Source organism: candidate division KSB1 bacterium (genome assembly GCA_034506395.1).
In the GTDB taxonomy this organism is placed as follows: Bacteria; Zhuqueibacterota; Zhuqueibacteria; order Thermofontimicrobiales; family Thermofontimicrobiaceae; genus Thermofontimicrobium.
In genome coordinates, this window is the sequence record JAPDPQ010000026.1 from 1 (window position 1) to 18469 (window position 18469).

An 18469-nucleotide genomic window follows, 5' to 3' on the forward strand; every position below is an offset into this window, starting at 1 on the left:
TGCATTTTCCGCCAGCGACAGGGCACTCTGCTTTTCATTGATGAACTTCCGAATTGGCGACATGTTCTCAGGGACTGGCTGGTTCCAGAAGGCGAATTCGGTTGGCCCCATAATCGGCGCAATGGCAGCGAATAGATCGGGATGACTTAATCCCAGCCACCATGTGCCAGCTCCGCCCATGGAACCGCCTGTCAGGTAAATTCGATTTTCATTAATGGAATAAAGTCGCTGCACTTCATTCAAAACGGCCAACACATCCTGTTCGCCGATATTTTGATACATCGTGTTGCCCCGACCGAAAGGATTGACCAGGATGTACCGCCCCTTAGCCGTGGCATGGGGCATAAAGACAGGCAGAAACAAATTCTCCTGCCAGCTGGAAAAGCTCGGATCGTAGCCGTGCAGATTGATCACCAGCGGGAACGGCCTTTTGCCATCGTATTGTTCAGGCACAAACAGGGCGTACCCCTGCAGGCTCCCATCGATCTCGGAGTAATAACCCCGCATGAACGTGCCGACCTGGTGATGAAAGGGCTGCATTTTTTCTTCGAGCAAGGTCAAATGTGATTTTGCCTGCACCAGCCCTTGTTGAATGGACTCTCGATAAAAATGAAAATGATCGGGCACATCACAATCGCTCAAGCGTTTTTGGATGGCGAACAACTCCACTTCCAGATTGGCCAGATCATTAATTTCGACTCCCAAGGCAGGTTGATGTTTTAGGGTTTCAATTGTCTCTTTGAGATCAGCGTACTCCGTCAAAAAATTCTGTAACTCATTTTTGTCCGCTGCTGCAAAAGTGGCGTCGATGATCTTTTCATTATTTGGCCGAACGAGCGCCTGTGCAGCGGCATCGGCTTTGACTCGATAGCTGTAAATATTGAAATCGTCGATCATCGTATAGGCCCCACCCGATTGAACTGAGGTGAGGGCAAAATTCATATTCTGCGGCACGAGTGGATTCTCATCGATGGCAATGGCATTAAAAAATTCGGGCTCATCGGCAAGCTCGTTTTGCCAGATTTTGATTTTCAAGCAGAGCGGTTTTTCTCCAGTAACTTCGAGTCGAACCCATTGCCACTCATTGAAAACAATTTGCCCTGGAATTGAGGTAAACAGTGGCCTCGGCAGCTTTCCTGCCAGATTTTTCAAAATGCGGATCGTGCCATCGTTCGAGATTTCGAATTTATAATTGTTCCAGCCCTGAGGACGGACGTCGATGGTGAAACTATAATTATGTCCTGCCATCGGCTTGTAACGGAACAGAGCAGCATAATCCCGATTGACGATGGCGTTGTCGAATTTCGGCAGGGCCGAGTACATTTGCTGGCTGATATTGCTGCTATCGAGCGAAACGAACACGCCATCCCTGATCTGCCAGACGCCAAAGCCCCAGACTTTCATGTCCTGCCATTTGTTGGCGGCTGGGGTTTCGAAATCATCGGAGAAGATGTCGCCTAAATTTACAATCTGAGCTTTCGAAAAAGAGGTCATAAAAATGAGGTCTAAAGCAATGATAAAAATTTTTGCAACGTTTTTTTTCATACAGTTCTTTCTTAAAGTTATCAGAGAGCTGGTTCCATCCGCCAGTCGGCCATTGGCGTCAACTTAAAAATTAAATGTCATTCTGAGCGACCGCAGGGAGTGAAGAATCCCTTGATTTATCGAAGATATGTGCGCTAATCGAAAGGATTCTTCGTCGCTTTGCTCCTCAGAATGACCGCTTTTACCCATTCATTTGCTTAGGTTAACGCCAATTGCCAATCGGCGGATGGACTCAATTTTATCAAATTTGAATCGGATAACTCCCATACTCCTCCGCCGCCTCCAGCATCGCCCAGAGATTTTCCACAGGCACCTGGCTATGGATGCAATTCGATGACGCCAGAATAAAACCACCGCCTGGTGCAGCCACCCGAATGACCTCTTTAGTCGCCGCTTTCACTTCGGCAGGAGTCCGATAGGAGAGCAGTTCGGCGCAATCCACATTGCCGCAGAGGGTCACTTTGTCGCCGTAATTGCGCTTCAATTCTCCGATATCCATGCCCGCCACTGGTTCGATGGAATGGATGCCGTCGATGCCGCATTCCAATAGGATCTGCCGCTCGATCACCTTATAATTGCCATCCAGATGCTTGATGAACGGTTTGCCGTATTTGTGGCATTCGGCCGTGATCTGCTGGAGATAGGGCTTCACGAACATTTCGAAATGCTTGGGCGAAAACATCGGTCCATTTTTCCCGCAAAAATCCATTCGGCCATCGATGCCGTCCACGCCACGCTCCAATTGGGCGGTCAGCAGCGGGAAATTATTTTCGTGAACGATGTCAAGATAAGTTTTCACCAATTCGGGATCGGTGACCATCGCTTCAAGAAAAATCGGCAGCCAGGATGAGAACGACGGCAGGAAAATATCGTAATGCCCGAGCACGAACATCCCCCTGGAATTCTGGATGGCATAATCCAGCGCCTCGAATTGGGAGTCATCAGGCTGGATCGGCTGCGGGCCACGTTTCTCCATCTCCCGAACCATCTTTTTGAAGCCGTCCATGCCTTCGTGCGCCAGGCTGGAATCCACTTCATAGTACAAATCTTCCTCTGGCAGGTAGCGCATCAGCGACCAATAGCCCTCGCCGATTTGATATTTCCATTCGTTCTCGCTCACCGCCTGTGGCTTGAGATCATTCTCGCCCTCGTGCGGATCGATAACCAAAATATCGTAGCCCAGCTTATCATAAAGCTCGATGGTATCTTCGATGAATTTTCGATAGAACTCGCTCCGCCTGCCCGCCAGAATCATGTCGTTTCGTAACTTGCCCATGACATATCCGCCTGTACCCACCCAGGCATCTCGCCCCAGCACCTTGCTCCCCACAGGCGAATTCACACACAGCTCAAATTTCGGAATACGATCGGGTTCTTGGTGATTCAAGGCGGTTAAGACTCGTTCTTTGGATATCATTTTTTAACTCCAACAAGTTATTTTATCGATATGAAATTATTGTTGTCAGATGCTCGAGAAAATCACCACTGAAGTACTAAATTCCTAATGCCAATCCTTTATGCTTATTGATGACTGTTCACCGATTACTGATTACTGATCACTGATTACTGATCACTATTTTCAAGAACCTCGGAAAATAAATCCTTAGATCCTCGAAAACCTCCTGCATCACTTTTGAATTCGTCATGTAACTAATCACCAACTCATTATCCGCTTCCGCCAACTCAGGATGGGCTTTGGCGGCGTAACAGAAATAATTGGGACTCCAGCCGATCTCGGGACAGTGATAGACAATCTGCGGCTCGCTGAACGGCCCCACAGGCGTGTCGGCAAAGCGAATTGTGATCGGATGCGGGTGTTTCCAGGCATTAGCGACCAGCACATATTTGCCGATGGCAGGCACGAACGTCAGTGAAAATTCCGTCGTGAAATGTTCGATCACGGGCTTCAGTTGATGAACTTCCCTGCGCCAGATGCCCGTTGCGCCATCGAGATATTCCCAATGGTTCTGATTGTGAATTTCATCAGCCAGATCGCTTTTTATCCTGGCAATGATCAAATTGATAACGGCATCTTCCCAGCCATTTTTAACATTGCGGTAGCCGTAGATGTAAACGTAATCCTGGCTGACAAAGAAATTCGAGCCGAAGCTGCCAAACTGGCGCTGGAACGGCAGCTTGTGGACGGTCATTTGCCATCGGTCGGGTGGATCGTCGGGATTTTCGATGCGAAAAATCTCATTACCGATCTGGCGAAATCCAAACACGTTTTCAGGATCAACGATCTGGATGCGGACACAAAAGACAAACAATTTTCCCCTGATGAAAATCGCACTTAATGGCCAGAGAAAGCCTGGCTCGTTCTCATTGACAAAAAAAGCCCGATGATGGCCGTTTTCTTTGTTCCAATAAAATTGCAATGCATCGCTATTTATTAAGTTGCCTTGCTGAATGGCAATGGAGTTGTTGATGAACCGTGCCCCTTCCCGAGAAAACTGTTTCTTTTCTTGAATGAACGAATCCCCGAACAGCCATAGCACCCGATCATTGGTCAGCGGTAAGCTAAAGGCGCAATCGCCGCCGAACCAGCCGTTCTTGCCCTCTCGAAATAAACGACCTATTTCAGGTAATGGAATGATGTCGATTTTTATTTTATCAAGCATAAAACTTCAAGTCATTAAACTAAACAATCAAAATTCAAAAGATTTTCTCCCATAGAATTGGAATCCCACAGAAGCTAAATTCTCTTTTAATTCCTAGTACCCTTTACCCCACCTAAGATTCCAAACCCTTAGAAGTATACGTCTAAACAAAAGCGATAAAAAATACTTGATAGATTCAAAAAAATTTATTAAAATAGACTTCTGCAAAACTAAAATTTTACGGTCATTCCAAACGAAGCGCAGCTGAGTGAGGAATCTGTCGTTTTCATAGGCCTTAATTGATTAATAAGATTCCCCGACATCTGAAGGTTCGGAATGATAAGATTCTTTATTTTGCAAAGTCGGTTGTTATAATAATCTGGAGAAAATGAAAAATGAATAACATAGAAAATTTAATCCAAGATGATCAGCAATTATTCTTGAAAAATTTGATGCTGACAACCGAATTTAACAAATACATCATCGAACATCCCGATATTTTAAATCGAATCCCTGAGAATGCCCTGGTGATACTATTACCTTCCGACGATCCCGAATTCTGTTCCAAGATGATGAAGCTGGTTGAGCATTATCGAGCAATTGATGATGTGAAAAATCGACCTGTCATTTACATTCGAATTCAAAAACTTGCTCCGCCGCCGCCATCTCGAATTACCAAATTGTCGTTCGAATCGGAACACGTGGCTATTTCTTAATGCTCATTGCCCTTCAGAAGGTTTGAAGCCTTCGGAAGGGTAGGTTTATGCCCCAAGCCCCATGCGCTTACCTCCAAATCAACCTCATCCAGCTTTTCCACCCGACCAAAACACTGACAGTAGCCTCAATTTTATCATTCTCTGGATTGGAGCAAATATATTGTGCAATTTTAAACTTGAGCTCTTTTGGAATTTCAGCCGAATGAAAATAAGCCTCTTTCTCACTTAAGGAAACGAGAACGACGGGCAAATTGATCGATTCCAAAGGGCTCAGCTTCAACGTGGCCGTGCCCGTTTGCCCCAATTTCAATTTGCGCCTAACCTGCCGATCGGGCGGAAATTCCGACACTCGAATCAGATTGTTGTCGAAATTAAACACGCCGCCGATGATTTTCTTTTGGGGGATGAGATCGCTCGCCAAATTGGTAATCAAAAAATCCCCTGCAATCTTGGCCCGCACCGTGGACATGCGGAGGCTGGGATATCGCTTCTGAATTAGATCTGCGATGATTCGATTTAAGCCCTGTTCCAGATTTTTCTGGGCAGCAGTTTGGGCGATCACCACCTGCCCTTGCAGATTGTTCAGGATCGTCTGCTCGGCAATGAATTTCTCATCATCCGTGACCTCCAACAACGGCGCATTGATCTCGACAACGGTATTGGAATCGGAAAGCTGGTCGATGAGATAATGCGTGCGATCGAACTGGATCAGATCGGCGGGGACTTCGAATTTGCCCTGCAAAGTGACAAATTCATCCTCGGCTTTGATGTAGGACAGGGCAATCATCCCAGCAACGAACAACAGCACAAAGCCATAACCGATGATTTCGATGTAGGTGACGTATTTGGCTAAAAGTTTTTTGGTGAATCGATTCATAAAAATATCCTTTTAAACGGACGTGACCGCCACCTGCGAGGTGACGGTCACGTTGTTTACGCTACTCTGCTGATTGTACATCGAAGCGAACAGGCCGTTCCGTTCCATTAACTGATCAAAAGAGCCATGTTCGATGAGCCTACCTTTGTCGATCACAAAAATCTCATCGAAATTTTTGACTGAAATCAGCTTGTGGGTGATCATAATGACGGTCATCTCCTGGCTGATGTTGAAAATGGTTTCTTCAATGCGGCGGGCGGTTTCTGAATCCAGGGCGCTGGTTGCCTCGTCCAGGATCAAAATCCTCGGCTGACGGATCAATGCCCTAGCGATGGCGATCCGCTGCCTCTGCCCGCCCGAAAGTCGGGTGCCCTCGGCCAGATCGGTATCGTATCCATTGGGCAATTTTAAAATGTCATCATGCACGGCTGCCAGCTTCGCCGCCGCTTCGATTTCCTCGATAGTAGCGTCCAATTTGCCGAAGCGAATATTTTCTTTGACTGTGCCGCTAAATAAAAAATCCTCCTGCAAGATAATCCCGATGTTTTGGTAATAACTGCCCAGCTTCAGGTCTTTTAAATTTACCTGGTCGGCCAAAATCTCTCCCTTCTCAGGATCGTAAAACCGCATTACCAGATTGACCAGCGACGTCTTGCCCGAGCCCGACGCACCGACAATTGCAATTCGCTTGCCTCTGGCTATGGTCAAAGTGATGTCGGTTAAGATTTGTTTCTCAGGCACGTAGCGGAACGAAACATCATTAATGTGATATGGCCCCGAAAATATTCCAATGGCGATGGCATCTTTTTTCTCCACGATCGACGGCTCCAGGCCCAGGGTATCCATCAACCTCCTGGCGGGGATCAATTGCAGCCGCACCCCCTCAATCACCCGAATGTATTGATTGATGGGGCTAAAAAACTGTTCCAGCAGAAGAAACAGCGCTGCAATAGCGCCAGCCGTTGGCTTTTGGGTCAGACAGGAATACAGGATCGCTCCGACGATGAAGCCATAGCGCAACAGGTAGATGAAATTGTCGGTAGCCAATTTGACAAAATAATTTTGCCACTCCACCCGCAGCATTTTGATGTATAGCCTGATGTTTTTGAACACCTCGAATTTGTCTTTTCCAAATGCCTTGATGGTTTTGATGCCAGCGAACCACTCCTGCAATCCCGCCAGGAAGCTCTGGCTTTTCTCCCGATACTTGAAATCGATACGGCGCTGGACGTTGTACAACAGATGAATGCCCCAGATGTACGGGATGCAGAAGATGATCAGCGCCAGGCCGATGGAAGCGCTAATGGTGACCGAAATGGTGATGATGATCAACAGCAATCTGGCGGTCACTCGAATAATTAAATCCACCGATTGAGTGACCATGGCCAGCACGGCATCCACATCGTTGCCGACGAACGGCTGCGTTTGTCCCTTGGCCGAACCTGCGGTTTCAAACAACACGCCAAGGATGGCGAGATTAGCAAAACCAGGATCGAACGTCGTCCCCAGTCGATAGATATGCTCGCCGACTGGTCGTTTCTGGAAAAAGCTCAATGGCAAACTGAGCGCATGTTTGAACACGTGCATTCCGAGATTGATGCCCAGCTTCATCGAGACCACGAATTTGATCAATTCCAGGATGCCGTTGCAGGAAAGATAGAGTACGATCTGACTGATCAAAATGATCAGCAGGATCCGAAACATGTGCCAATCCTGCTGCCCCAGCACCTGGTCGATGAATTTTCTGATGACCAACGGCAGCACGATGGTGTTGATGTCCAGCACGGTCAACATCACCGCCAGTAGCAGCATCAGCAGTACCTTGTCCCAGATCGGGAGCAGGTAGCGGATGAAGTAGAGAAAGATTTTCCAGTCGGTCTGTTTTTCGTGATTCATTTTAGTTGATCGTTCGGCCGTTGGGTAATTAGGTAATTGGGTAACTGGGTAATTGGATAGCGAAACAATCCTTGGTCTCGGAATTGAAAGGTCACAGAAAAAAGCTCAACACTGCGCCATGCCCCATGCGCCATGCAGTCCAACCCATGCAACACTATCACCTAATTACCTAATTAGCGCCTGAAAGAAAGCTCACCTTCTTGTCATTTCGACCGAAAGGAGAAATCTTTAAATCCAACAATCTCTATGTCACCAGATTCCTCGCTTCGTTCGGAATGACACTTTTACTTCAAATTCAATGGTTTTTGTTCAAGCACTAATTACCTAATTACCCAATTACCTAACCTGCCCTTCATAAAATTTATAATAAATCCCCCGCTTCTGAATCAACTCCTCGTGTTTCCCCCGCTCAACGATCTCCCCGTGATCGAGCACCAGAATTTCATCGGCATCGGCAATCAACTTGATGCGATGGGAGATGATGATGGTCGGGATGTCTTTGAAATTTTGCCTCAACGTTTCGATGATGGCATCCTCGGTGGCGATGTCCAATGACGACGTCGCCTCATCCAGTAGTAGCAGCCTGGGCTTTTTGATCAACGCACGGGCAATAGCGATGCGCTGTTTCTGTCCGCCAGAGAGATTGGCGCCCTCGGCCACATCCATGTCGTAACCGCCTGGCATCTGCATGATGTCATCGTGAATACCTGCCGCTTTCGCTGCTTGAATCACCTCATCGTCCGTGGCATCAGGTCGGGCGTAGCGGATGTTGTCCCGAATCGTGCCGCCGAACAGAAACGTGTCCTGCAAAATCACACCCGTCTGCTCCAGCACCGATTTCATGTTGATCTGCTTCAGATTTTCATGGTCGATTTTGATTGCGCCGTTGTTTGGATCGTAAAGCCGTAATGCCAGGTTAGCGATGGTGCTTTTGCCAGCCCCACTGGCGCCGATGATAGCCAGTTTCTTGCCTGGCTCTAATTTAAAAGAGATATTTTTCAGGATCGGAAAGCCTGGTTGATAGGCAAAATTAACATTATTGAATTCCAGATCTCCCTTGAGATTATCTATCTTTTTGGCAGCCTCTGGTTCAGTGATTTCGGGTTGAATATCCAGCGTCTCGAAGAAGCGCTGCGCAGGCACGGTGTAAAGACGCAGCTTCTGAAAGAAACTGAAGGTGAGATCCAGAAAATAGAGCATCTGGCGGGAGAAGATCACGATACTGAACCAGGTAACAACGGGAATTTTCCCTTTCAGCGCAAAGTAAGCGAAGAACGGCAGTGAAAGCGGCCACAAAATATGCACGGGCGACGTCCGAACCTGATCGGCCACCAGTGTTTGCATGAGGTAGGCAGACTGGGTTGATTTTAAATAATTGACCAGCGCCCGATAATAGCGCCGTACCGTGTATTTCACCCGATCGAACGCCTTGATCACCCGAATGCCAGCAATGCTATCCCGCAGCACGGCGGTCATTTCCTGAGCCCTGGCTCGCTTTCGATAATCCAATCGACGGACGGTAGTATACAGCACGTGTACCAGAAAGTAAATCGGAATCAAAACCAGCGCAAGGTAGAAGAGAATCTCAGGCCCTGCCACAGAGATGAGATACGCCATCAAAATCGTCTGATAGACGCTGGAGATCAGCATGGGGAAGCCGCTCATGGGATTGTTGAACAGCGGGATGAACGAGTCGATATCGACATTGGCCCGATAGATGTGCTCGCCAACGGGACGGGTTTGGTAGAAACTCAGCGAGAGCGATTCGAGATGGCGATAGAGTACCTGCCTGAACTTCAGCGATAATTTTAGACCGATGTACCAGTTCAGCGTATTCAATAGGCTTTCGAAAATAACATAGCGAAATAAAAAAGCAGGCAGCAGCATCAGCAGGCAGAATTTCAGGTAATCGGCGGTTCGGCCTGCTCCAATAAAAAGGGGCAACTTCGAGAGCAACAGAATCGGCAACGCATGGATCGTCCCCTGGATGAATTGCAGCAAAATCACCAATAGGTATTTGTCCCAATAGGGGATGACGTACCTGAATAGCTTGATGAGAAGTTTGGTCTGTGTATGTTTGCCGATCGCTGTCAATTAAGCCTCTCTAAATTTCTAGTGCATGGGGCATGGTGCTTGGAGCAAGGAGCTTAGAGCTTAGTGCCTGTTGCTCCATCTGCGTAGATAATGAATATATCACAATAGAGTATTTCTGAAGTTGGAGATTTTTCGGCTTTCGATTGATAGTTTGTCGTATAGTTTTTCTTTCGTTTCGATTGAAATCAGATTGCGCATGAGCAAAATGACAAGAATATTGGCGCACTCGAAGGTCGATCGTCTGGCAACATTCAGAAAGTGAGCAAATTCTTTGTTTGAGTAGGACCCAGAGCCCTCGGATATATTATTGCACATGCTCATTCCTGAATCCCGAAGTTGTTCGGCAAAGCTATAAAGGTGCTTTGCTGCCAACTCATCAGCAATATTAAATAATTCATTGGCGATCTCAATCGCCAGCTTCCAAATTTCCAGGTCCTCGAATCGAAATTTGGCCATTTTGAACTCCTTTTTGAGTTGAGTGAGTTAAGTAGCTGAGTAAGTCTAATGCGATAAATGAAATTGTCTATCCCGTGCACGCAATGCCCCATGCGCCAAGCCCCAAGCCCTAGGCCAAAGTCACCTCTATCAACCTCGGATAATACTCCTCGAACTCCACACATGTTAAATAAATCACCCTCCCATTTTCCTTCGCCAATTCTGGATGTTCCTTTCCCGCATAAACCAATGGGCCATTATAGACCAGCGGATTGCGCAGCGGCGCTTTTGGTATCCACAATACGGTGGGCTCGCTCCACGGTCCCCAGGGATGCGGGGCTGTTCGGCCCACGACCTTACCCGTCGTTTCCCATGAATGGACCGCCAAATAGCAGCCCAGATAGGCGTTATATGAGACCGACAGCTCGGTCGGCATGCCCTCCATGATCGAAATGGCCTTGCTTCGATCCACGCTCCACTCGGGTTTCGAGGAAATCAGATATTCATAATAGGAGATGTACCCCAGGCTATCGAAGGGCACTCGTGCCAGAGCGCAATAGTGCTTCCAGTCTTTGTAATACGAGCCATAGACGTAAACGAAACCTTCCGCCTTCACGGGCAAGACCGCCACGCCGAATAGCGGTTCATCTTGATGCCAGAAAATGGGTGAACCTTGATCTACAACCCGCTGAAATATTAGCTCAGGATAATTGGCCACGGTCATGCCACTCCCCTCGACAGCGAATTTATATGGCCACTGGCCTTCGGGCAGAATTTTGACTCGAATATAGTACAGATAGACTTTTCCATCGATGCAACAGCCGTGCATTGGCCAGATGCGATGAACGGATGGATCCTCGTCGGGCGATAATGGAACAAGTTGGCGCAGCTCGCCCGTTGCATCGGTCACATACGAAAAGTCAGTCAAGCCCGTGGCCGCATCTTTTGAGCGACAAATCAAACCCGTGTTATTCGGCATCCGCTCGATGAGCCGTCGGCCCATTTCATCGAAGCTCCCCACAAAAGTATCGCCGAAAACCCAGAGTGCCTCTCGATCGTTGATCGGGATGGAATACGCTCCATCCTGGCCGATCATTTTGACGTTGTTTTCGGTGAAGAGCAGTCCCAGATCACGGGTGCTGGCAACTTTGAGCATCTTGGAGCCTTTCGGAAAATCCAAAATTCAAATATTAATGATTCAAACTTCTTGAAAACCAAACATGCAAGCGATCAAATTTTGTTCTGCTTCTTAGTTTCCATTTAGTCGATAATTGTGATTGACATTTCCAAAAAAAATAATTATATTATGATCACAAAAGATCAAAAAAAATGCAGAATGAATGGTGCATTATGGAAAAAAATCACATCCAAATCACCCCTGGCATTTGCGGAGGAAAACCGCACATTTCGGGACATCGGATTCGAGTCCAGGACATTGTGATCTGGCATGAAAAAATGGGACTTTCGGCCGATGAAATTTTGCTTCATTTTCCCAGTCTCACATTTTCCGACATTTATGCTGCTTTGACCTACTATTTTGATCACAAGGAACAGATCGATAACGACATCAGAGAAGAGGAAAAATTTTCAGAATCATTTCTCAAAAGACATCCTTCAAAGTTAAAATCGAAATTGAAGGAAGCGTATGTCTGAAAAAATTCGTTTTCATCTCGATGAAAATGTTTCAACTGCTATTGCGCGAAGCTTGAGAAAACGTGGCATAGATGTCACCACAACCCCTGAGCTAAATCTGATACAAGCAACCGATGAAGATCAATTAGATTTTGCTCGAAAACAAGGTCGAGTACTGGTTACGCACGATAGCGACTTTCTTCGATTGCATGACCAAGGTTTTCCTCATTGTGGAATTGTTTTTTGCCGATTAGGATCGAAGAGCATCGGCCAGATGATCAAATCTTTGATTCTAATTTATGAAATTTTAGAACCCGCAGAGATGATGAATTGTATTGAATTCCTTTAACAGCTGCCTCATTTTTTTAAAAGCATAATCTCCACCGTGATAATTTTCTTATGCCCCACCTCCATCTCGACAATCCCATTTTCGCCAACCGCCAATTCCCTCTCCCGCTCTTCATTCAAATTGGTCTGCCACGCTTGTTGGATCGGCTGCCAGAACTTGATCCGTCCTTGAACTTCTCGCTCGGTCGGATTGAAAAAGCGAACGATGATCGAATCCCGAGTTTCACACTTTTTCACGGCGCTGAGGACCAGTTCTTCAGGCTCGATCTTGAGGAACTGCAATGCTTTGGGCAATTGCCCAGGCGATGGACCGCATTGGACCAATCGCAGCGGCGTGAAATGGCAATAAGTTTGCTCGAACACCCCGCCGCTCTCCCAGTTCCCTTCATGCGGATATAAAGCATAGGCGCAGGTATGCTTGCCCAGGCACTGGCTGCCAATTTGCTCCAATCGTTCGACTCGCTCGGGCGGCAACCCGACTTTGGGATAACGCAATCCCTTTACCAGCGTCAGTATCATGGTGCGGGGCTCGTTATCCTGAACCTCGTATTCCACCAGCCCATGGCTGATCACGGCCAATCCGCCTTGACCATCGGACATATCGAAAAATGACAGATGGGGCTGCGTTCCTGTCGCAGGCTCGACCCAATCTCGGGTGTCAGGCAATTCGATGGTTCGGGTCACCACATCAAAAGCGGTCTCCACAGCAACGGTTTTGGAATTCACGCCACTGGGGAAGCAGACCCGCAACCGATGATCCAAGGCCTGATTGTCGAACGTTGTGACAATATCCAGCCGAGGGCTGCCCTTACGCAAGGTGATGAGCGAAGTGATTGGCAACGGCACCAGTTCATCGCTGCGCCGATGTTTGCCATCGACCAGGCATTTCGGCACGTGCATTTCCAGCTCGACTTTGAAGGTGGTCTGGAGCTCGCCATCCTCTGCAATCGAAATTCGGGCGGCGCAGCCCAATGATGTATATTTCGGATTTACCAGCGGCGAAATTCGGGTCCAGGGATCGCCTGCTTCGGCATCTTCTTCAAAAAAGTGGCAATTGGCGAACAGCCGATTTGTGGGCTTGTACGTCAGATCGAACGTGCCATTGGGATGGAATTCCACCCGCAGAAATTCGTTTTCCATCACGTTATTGGCCGTGAGCATCGAGCCGTAATTGACCAACTCGCCCGTTTTGGAGCGAACGATGAGAGTGCGATAGCCACAAGCTGGAATTTTGGCCGCTTCGAAAGCAAATTTGAAGCGACGGGTGTAAAATGGCGACGGAATATCGTACGGATTCATCACCAGCGAGCCCCACTCCTTGCGATCCTGCAACTGGAAAGGGACAGCCCGCTTGGTCTCGGCATCGAAAATCTCCAGCGACTTGTTCTTCGGCTCGGCGGGAAAATCCACCTCCACCTCGACGATCTCGGTCCGCACATAATTCAGCGGATTGAAGGCGATGATCCCAATATCCGTTTTGGCCGCATCCGACAAATCGATTTGCTTCGCAATCGTCGCAAAGGCGTTGTTGGTCACTGCCTCGCCGATCTGCTTCACCTGATCCCAGCGATAGCGCATGTCGTCATGAATCTGATCCAGGCTCACGCCCGTGATGCTGTCGTGGGGATGGTTGCTGAGCAGATATTTCCAGGCCAGCTCAAGATACCGAGCAGGATACTCCTGTCCCAGCACCAACGCAAACGCCGAAAACGGCTCAGCCCATTTTTCCAACAGGGTCTGCATTCTGGCATTGATCTGCTTCTGATAGAGTCGGGTGGACATCTGGTCTTTCAAAAAGCGATTGAACCAATTGTCCTTGCTGGGATGGCGGCGCTCGCCTTTGAGCACCGTCAATTTCGACCAATCCACCGCCTGCTTGATCTTTTCCACCACAGCGGGAAACGAGCTGTGGATATAGACATCGCCCGTGTTCTTACTATTGCAATATTCGATGACTTTGATGGTATTGGGATGGGGAAACACGCTATCCATGCCGTCCATGACGATCAGATACGACGTGGTGGCGTCAGCAGCGACATCAGCTTTGATGTTCTTAATGCCTTCGTCCAGCAGCGCTGTATTGAAATAGTTCAATGAGGTGGGTTCCAGTAGCCGATAATCCAGATCGCCTGCCTGCAGGTCACAACGGCGGAACGGTGTCATGCCCGATTCCCAGCGGTAATAGCCATCATGATAGGCGTTCTCGTACATGGTGGCTCGGAACAGATGAATCCAGAACGAAGCCCGACTGAACAGGGCGCTCAGCCGCAGGCCCAAAATTCGGGTGCCATCGGGCGCTTCCAGAATGTACTCGGTGGCGCACTCCTCTCGGGCGATGCCCCGATAGAACATCATGCCATCGATGCCGAAGCCAGCGTAGATTTGAGCGATCTGCGAAAGCTGGCCGTACGAGGTGGGTGTATAGCCGATCTTCATCACCCGTCCAAATTCTGCGGCAATTTTATGCCCTCGCATCAGATTCCGAATAATTGCCTCACCACTCACTGTATTCATTTCGGGCAACGTGTACCATGGGCCGACCAGCAGCCGACCTTCGGAAATATGCTTTTTCAAAACATCTCTCTTTTCGGGCCTAATCTCGAGGTAATCTTCGAGTGGAATGATCTGGGAGTCGAGATGGTAATGTTTGTAGTCAGGATATTTGTCAAACAATTCCAATAGCCAGTCCATCAATTCGACCAGATGCGTTCGTGTCTCTTGAAACGGATAGCGCCACTCTCGATCCCAATGGGTATTGGAGATGACATGAAATTCGTAGTTTTGGGGCATGCAATTTACTCCTGTTGATTGTCCTGATGTATGAATTTTTTGACCGCCAATTGCGCCAATTTTTCTAATTGAGCTAATTTAATTTTCTCCCACAGAATTGACATTTCACCGAAATGAAATTTTAATTTTGGATTCTGTGACCTTTCATTTCTGAGACCAAAAATCAATTCTGTGGGACACCATTTCTGTGGGAGAAGCATTCCCACAGAAATGAATTTTTTGACCGCTAATTTTGCCAATTTTTCGAATTACGCTAATTAAACAGCTTGTGATTCTCATAGTCAATTAGCGCAATTAGCGCTTAATTCGCATAATTGGCGGTCTCGACCTGACCGCAAATAGTATTGGTCGCAGAATTGAAAGCACTCAGAAATTTATTTTTTAATTCTGTGACCTTTCATTTCTGAGACCAAAAATCAATTCTGTGGGAGAAGCATTCCCACAGAAATGAATTTTTTGACCGCTAATTGCGCCAATTTTTCTAATTGCGCTAATTTAATTTTCTCCCACAGAATTGACATCCCACTGAAATTAAATTTTAATTTTGGATTCTGAGACCTTTCATTTCTGAGACCAAAAATCAATTCTGTGGGATACCATTTCTGTGGGAGAAGCATTTTAAAATCCAAAAGTAACGGTGAGTCGATTGACTCCTCCCATAATTTGGCCATAATCGGAAAACGAATAATCGATCGAACCATTGACGCCGATGAGCGATTGCTGCAGCCCTGCGCCGAAGGACCAATTGCCCAGATCGGCGTTTAGCCGATAGCCGCCTCGCAGGAACAGCCAATTGAAAAAGCCATATTCCAGCCCGAAGTTCATCCGTTCGGTGTTATCTGTGGGGTGAACCAGATCAATAGCCAGCGTCAGACGCTGATCTTCGAAATGGATCAAATCATCGGCCAGCCCGACCTTGAAGGCCAGCGGCATACGAAATTTATCCCGCAGCATTTTGATGTCAGGCCCAAAATGCTGGGCGCAGACCGAAATATTGAGATGGCGGAATCCCGTGAAATAGATAGCACCAATATCCAAGAGCACATTGGAAAACGAATCGTGATCCAATTGCTCTTTGACGTAGCGAATTTGACCGCCCATGGCGAGCTTGTCCGTGAAGCGTCGGGCTACGGCCAATCCAATTCCCAGATCATAAGCGCTGACCATTCGGCCCGTGCCATCCTGCGCCTGCACTGTGGTCTCCTGAAATTCGGGGACACCCATATAGAGCAGACTCAAGCCGATGGTCCCAATATTTTTGACCTGCATGGTGATGGCGGTAGCGCTGTGGGTGATATCCAGCAGCCATTTGTTGTAGGAAAAAGTGACTTCCCGCTGCGCTGCATAAGCGATGCCCGCTGGATTCCAGAAGATGGCATTAGCGCCTTTGGAAACGCCCAGCGCTGCCTCGCCCATGGCGCTCTCCTTCGCCCCAACGCCGATTTTCAGAAACTGCAATCCTGCCGTCCCCGCCTTATTGAAATCAAAACCGTAGTCCCATTGCGCTTGACCGATGCTGACTGTGGTGAGAATCAATAAAATAATGAGTTTTATTTTCATGAGAATTACTCCTACTTTTTAGGTATTTTGGTAATAGGCTAATTGGTCTGCCAATCGCCCTATCACCTATTAACCCAATTACCCAATTACCAAATTACCCATCAAACCAATCACCAACTAAAGTTACTTAATCAACACCAGCGTCCCCTTCGCATACCCCACTTCCGATTCCACAGTGTATAAATAAATGCCCGCTGCCGTTTTTTGGCGGGAGTCGGTCAATTGATCCCACACGTGCTCGCCCGAGGTGGGACTATCGTGCTCCAGCGTGCGCACCAGATCGCCGCTGGCAGTGTAAATGCGAATGGTGCACTTTGCTGGCAAATTGGTGAACACAATGGAGCTCTCCTCGCCCGCCGTGGGCAGACCAGAAACCAATCGAAATGGATTGGGGAACACGCTCACATTCAACGCATTTTCGGCAGGGGACCGAGCTGTGCGCAACGGCTGGACATTGCGATTGACCATGCCGCTCTCGTTGCCGTTCACGTCCACCGCAGTGATGGCATAAAAATAGCCCACGCCGACCTGTACCGTGTTATCTTTGTACTTCCATTTTCCCAATTCCGTATCGAAATAGCGGGTGCGATCCGTGCCCGAGATTTTGATGCCTGTGCGTTTCAACTTTTCGAATGGCCCGATGAACGACCGACTGCTGCGATAAATGTTGTAATAGGCCAGATCCTTATTGCCCGTCAGCGGATCGACCCAGTCCTCCACATCGGCGTCCCAGATGATAACCAACTCTTGCGTCGATGGCAGGACATAGTATTCAGCTTTGGGCGAAGGGGGAGCTAATGCCGCTGGAACATAATTGTTGTCGAATAGCGCTTTGGCTCGATCAATAGTCTTTTTCAACGAATCCAACCCAGCAGGCAAAAGCGACTGCGACGCCAATCCTTTCACCGCCAGATCGATCGGAATGCCATTCACCGCCTCGACGATGACGATTTTCACCGAATCCCTGGGCGAAAGATCGTACGGCCCAAATCCCTGCAGCAGAAATGGCGATAGGACATTTTCCAATTGATGCGCATCCATCAGCGTGCGGTCGCTGCCATTCAAGATGCCGTACAGCGTGGTCTCGGATTGATTGGCCAACGTGAGCCGATGGGCATTGTTGATGATCTGGGCATAATAGATCGTCGCAGGCTGAGGGCGACCATCTTTGGTGGGCGTATGATAAAGCGGGGCAAAACCCGCATAGCCAGGTGTCCGCAATTCGCCCCGCTTGTCCCAATAATTGCCGATGCTCCAATCCGTCTCGATGCTGGGCTTGTAGTCGTAAGCATAAAATAGCTTTCTGGTTTCATCATAGCCGATCAGCTCGTCATCGATATTGTCGTTGTCGCCCCAGAAGCCCTGCACCACTACATCCTGGTAGCTGGGGCGCAGCAGGTAAGGGAAGCCGAAATAGACATCGGTCAACTGATCATTCGAGCGGTTGATGCAGGTATATTCGATAATGATGAAGTCGGCGAAGGCTGGATAGCTCCAGGCCCGACTGACCCGCCACACTTCGATGCCACGGCTGGTCTTCCAGTGGGCGGTGATCTTCTCCTCAGCCTCGTTGGGATTGAAATTGGCCGAGCCGATGAAATTTTCTTCCTCTTTCATCTCGAAGAAAGTGCCCTGATCCACGTAGAGAAACGGGCCGCATTCATCCAGAAAGACCGAGCCATCGGGATTTTTGCCACCGACCCAGAAGCCACCGCCCTGGGAGTAAGATCTCTGCTCGTCCTTGTTGGGCAAAACTGCGGGACCACCTGGCCAATCCATGCTGGGATAATATTGAAAACTCGAAAACACGCCACCGATCTGGCCATTATCCTTCATCGTCTCCCAGAGCCGACCCCGATCGTGGATTTTGAACAGCGGCTCACGGTATTGAGCCAAAACCATTTTGCTCAAAATCAAAGGGATTAGGATTAAGAAAAAAAGAATCAATATTCGTTTCATCGTTAGCTCCATAGTTA

Annotated in this window: 14 protein-coding genes; 3 read left to right on the forward strand and 11 right to left on the reverse strand. The window is 48.2% G+C overall.

The window, feature by feature from the left end:
• The 3 genes from ONB37_14945 to ONB37_14955 all read right to left on the reverse strand — a co-directional run.
• The coding region (locus tag ONB37_14945) for an alpha/beta hydrolase-fold protein (GenBank protein MDZ7401450.1) at positions 1-1545 on the reverse strand (1545 nt) is incomplete at its 3' end.
• 241 nt (positions 1546-1786) lie between these two features.
• Positions 1787-2962 (reverse strand): uroporphyrinogen decarboxylase family protein, encoded by a 1176-nt coding sequence (locus ONB37_14950; GenBank protein MDZ7401451.1) that lies wholly within the window; start codon positions 2960-2962, stop codon positions 1787-1789.
• Positions 2963-3101: 139 nt separating this feature from the next.
• Positions 3102-4166, reverse strand: coding sequence for a DUF4185 domain-containing protein (locus tag ONB37_14955; GenBank protein MDZ7401452.1), 1065 nt, complete (start codon positions 4164-4166; stop codon positions 3102-3104).
• Between the two features lie 374 nt (positions 4167-4540).
• Here ONB37_14955 and ONB37_14960 point away from each other — a divergent pair, with 374 nt between their 5' ends.
• Positions 4541-4861, forward strand: coding sequence for a hypothetical protein (locus ONB37_14960; GenBank protein MDZ7401453.1), 321 nt, complete (start codon positions 4541-4543; stop codon positions 4859-4861).
• A gap of 67 nt (positions 4862-4928) precedes the next feature.
• Here the strand turns inward: ONB37_14960 and ONB37_14965 are convergent, their stop codons facing one another.
• The 5 genes from ONB37_14965 to ONB37_14985 all read right to left on the reverse strand — a co-directional run bounded on the left by ONB37_14965 (position 4929) and on the right by ONB37_14985 (position 11319).
• The gene (locus ONB37_14965; GenBank protein ID MDZ7401454.1) at positions 4929-5738 is read right to left on the reverse strand and encodes a hypothetical protein; all 810 of its coding nucleotides are present in this window, start codon (positions 5736-5738) and stop codon (positions 4929-4931) included.
• Positions 5739-5750: 12 nt separating this feature from the next.
• On the reverse strand, positions 5751-7634 hold the full coding sequence (locus ONB37_14970) for an ABC transporter ATP-binding protein/permease (protein ID MDZ7401455.1): 1884 nt from the start codon (positions 7632-7634) through the stop codon (positions 5751-5753).
• A 336-nt stretch (positions 7635-7970) separates the two neighbouring features.
• Entirely contained in the window at positions 7971-9728 is a 1758-nt protein-coding gene (locus ONB37_14975; GenBank protein ID MDZ7401456.1) for an ABC transporter ATP-binding protein/permease, read from the reverse strand.
• Positions 9729-9827: 99 nt separating this feature from the next.
• Positions 9828-10184: a four helix bundle protein gene (locus tag ONB37_14980; protein MDZ7401457.1), complete on the reverse strand. Its 357-nt coding sequence runs from the start codon at positions 10182-10184 to the stop codon at positions 9828-9830.
• Between the two features lie 109 nt (positions 10185-10293).
• Positions 10294-11319, reverse strand: a complete 1026-nt coding sequence (locus tag ONB37_14985; protein ID MDZ7401458.1) for a DUF4185 domain-containing protein — start codon at positions 11317-11319, stop codon at positions 10294-10296.
• 194 nt (positions 11320-11513) lie between these two features.
• On the opposite strand from ONB37_14985, the gene ONB37_14990 reads away from it, so the two are divergent.
• Together ONB37_14990 and ONB37_14995 are read left to right on the forward strand one after the other, a co-directional pair.
• A complete protein-coding gene (locus tag ONB37_14990; protein MDZ7401459.1) occupies positions 11514-11816 on the forward strand; it encodes a DUF433 domain-containing protein in 303 nt (100 codons plus the stop codon).
• Positions 11809-12144, forward strand: coding sequence for a DUF5615 family PIN-like protein (locus ONB37_14995; protein MDZ7401460.1), 336 nt, complete (start codon positions 11809-11811; stop codon positions 12142-12144). The genes ONB37_14990 and ONB37_14995 overlap by 8 nt, the downstream gene beginning before the upstream one ends.
• Before the next feature lie 8 nt (positions 12145-12152).
• Here ONB37_14995 and ONB37_15000 read toward each other — a convergent pair whose 3' ends face one another.
• The 3 genes from ONB37_15000 to ONB37_15010 all read right to left on the reverse strand — a co-directional run bounded on the left by ONB37_15000 (position 12153) and on the right by ONB37_15010 (position 18452).
• The gene (locus ONB37_15000) at positions 12153-14933 is read right to left on the reverse strand and encodes a glycosyl hydrolase-related protein (GenBank protein MDZ7401461.1); all 2781 of its coding nucleotides are present in this window, start codon (positions 14931-14933) and stop codon (positions 12153-12155) included.
• 618 nt (positions 14934-15551) lie between these two features.
• Positions 15552-16493, reverse strand: a complete 942-nt coding sequence (locus ONB37_15005; protein ID MDZ7401462.1) for a PorV/PorQ family protein — start codon at positions 16491-16493, stop codon at positions 15552-15554.
• 123 nt (positions 16494-16616) lie between these two features.
• Positions 16617-18452, reverse strand: coding sequence for a hypothetical protein (locus tag ONB37_15010; protein MDZ7401463.1), 1836 nt, complete (start codon positions 18450-18452; stop codon positions 16617-16619).
• Positions 18453-18469: the final 17 nt, after the last annotated feature.

Coding starts and splice junctions, on each gene's coding strand:
- ONB37_14950 (MDZ7401451.1), bottom strand. CDS start 2,962: ATGATATCCAAAGAACGAGTCTTAACCGCCTTGAATCACCAAGAACCC.
- ONB37_14955 (MDZ7401452.1), bottom strand. CDS start 4,166: ATGCTTGATAAAATAAAAATCGACATCATTCCATTACCTGAAATAGGT.
- ONB37_14960 (MDZ7401453.1), top strand. CDS start 4,541: ATGAATAACATAGAAAATTTAATCCAAGATGATCAGCAATTATTCTTG.
- ONB37_14965 (MDZ7401454.1), bottom strand. CDS start 5,738: ATGAATCGATTCACCAAAAAACTTTTAGCCAAATACGTCACCTACATC.
- ONB37_14970 (MDZ7401455.1), bottom strand. CDS start 7,634: ATGAATCACGAAAAACAGACCGACTGGAAAATCTTTCTCTACTTCATC.
- ONB37_14980 (MDZ7401457.1), bottom strand. CDS start 10,184: ATGGCCAAATTTCGATTCGAGGACCTGGAAATTTGGAAGCTGGCGATT.
- ONB37_14985 (MDZ7401458.1), bottom strand. CDS start 11,319: ATGCTCAAAGTTGCCAGCACCCGTGATCTGGGACTGCTCTTCACCGAA.
- ONB37_14990 (MDZ7401459.1), top strand. CDS start 11,514: ATGGAAAAAAATCACATCCAAATCACCCCTGGCATTTGCGGAGGAAAA.
- ONB37_14995 (MDZ7401460.1), top strand. CDS start 11,809: ATGTCTGAAAAAATTCGTTTTCATCTCGATGAAAATGTTTCAACTGCT.
- ONB37_15000 (MDZ7401461.1), bottom strand. CDS start 14,933: ATGCCCCAAAACTACGAATTTCATGTCATCTCCAATACCCATTGGGAT.
- ONB37_15005 (MDZ7401462.1), bottom strand. CDS start 16,493: ATGAAAATAAAACTCATTATTTTATTGATTCTCACCACAGTCAGCATC.
- ONB37_15010 (MDZ7401463.1), bottom strand. CDS start 18,452: ATGAAACGAATATTGATTCTTTTTTTCTTAATCCTAATCCCTTTGATT.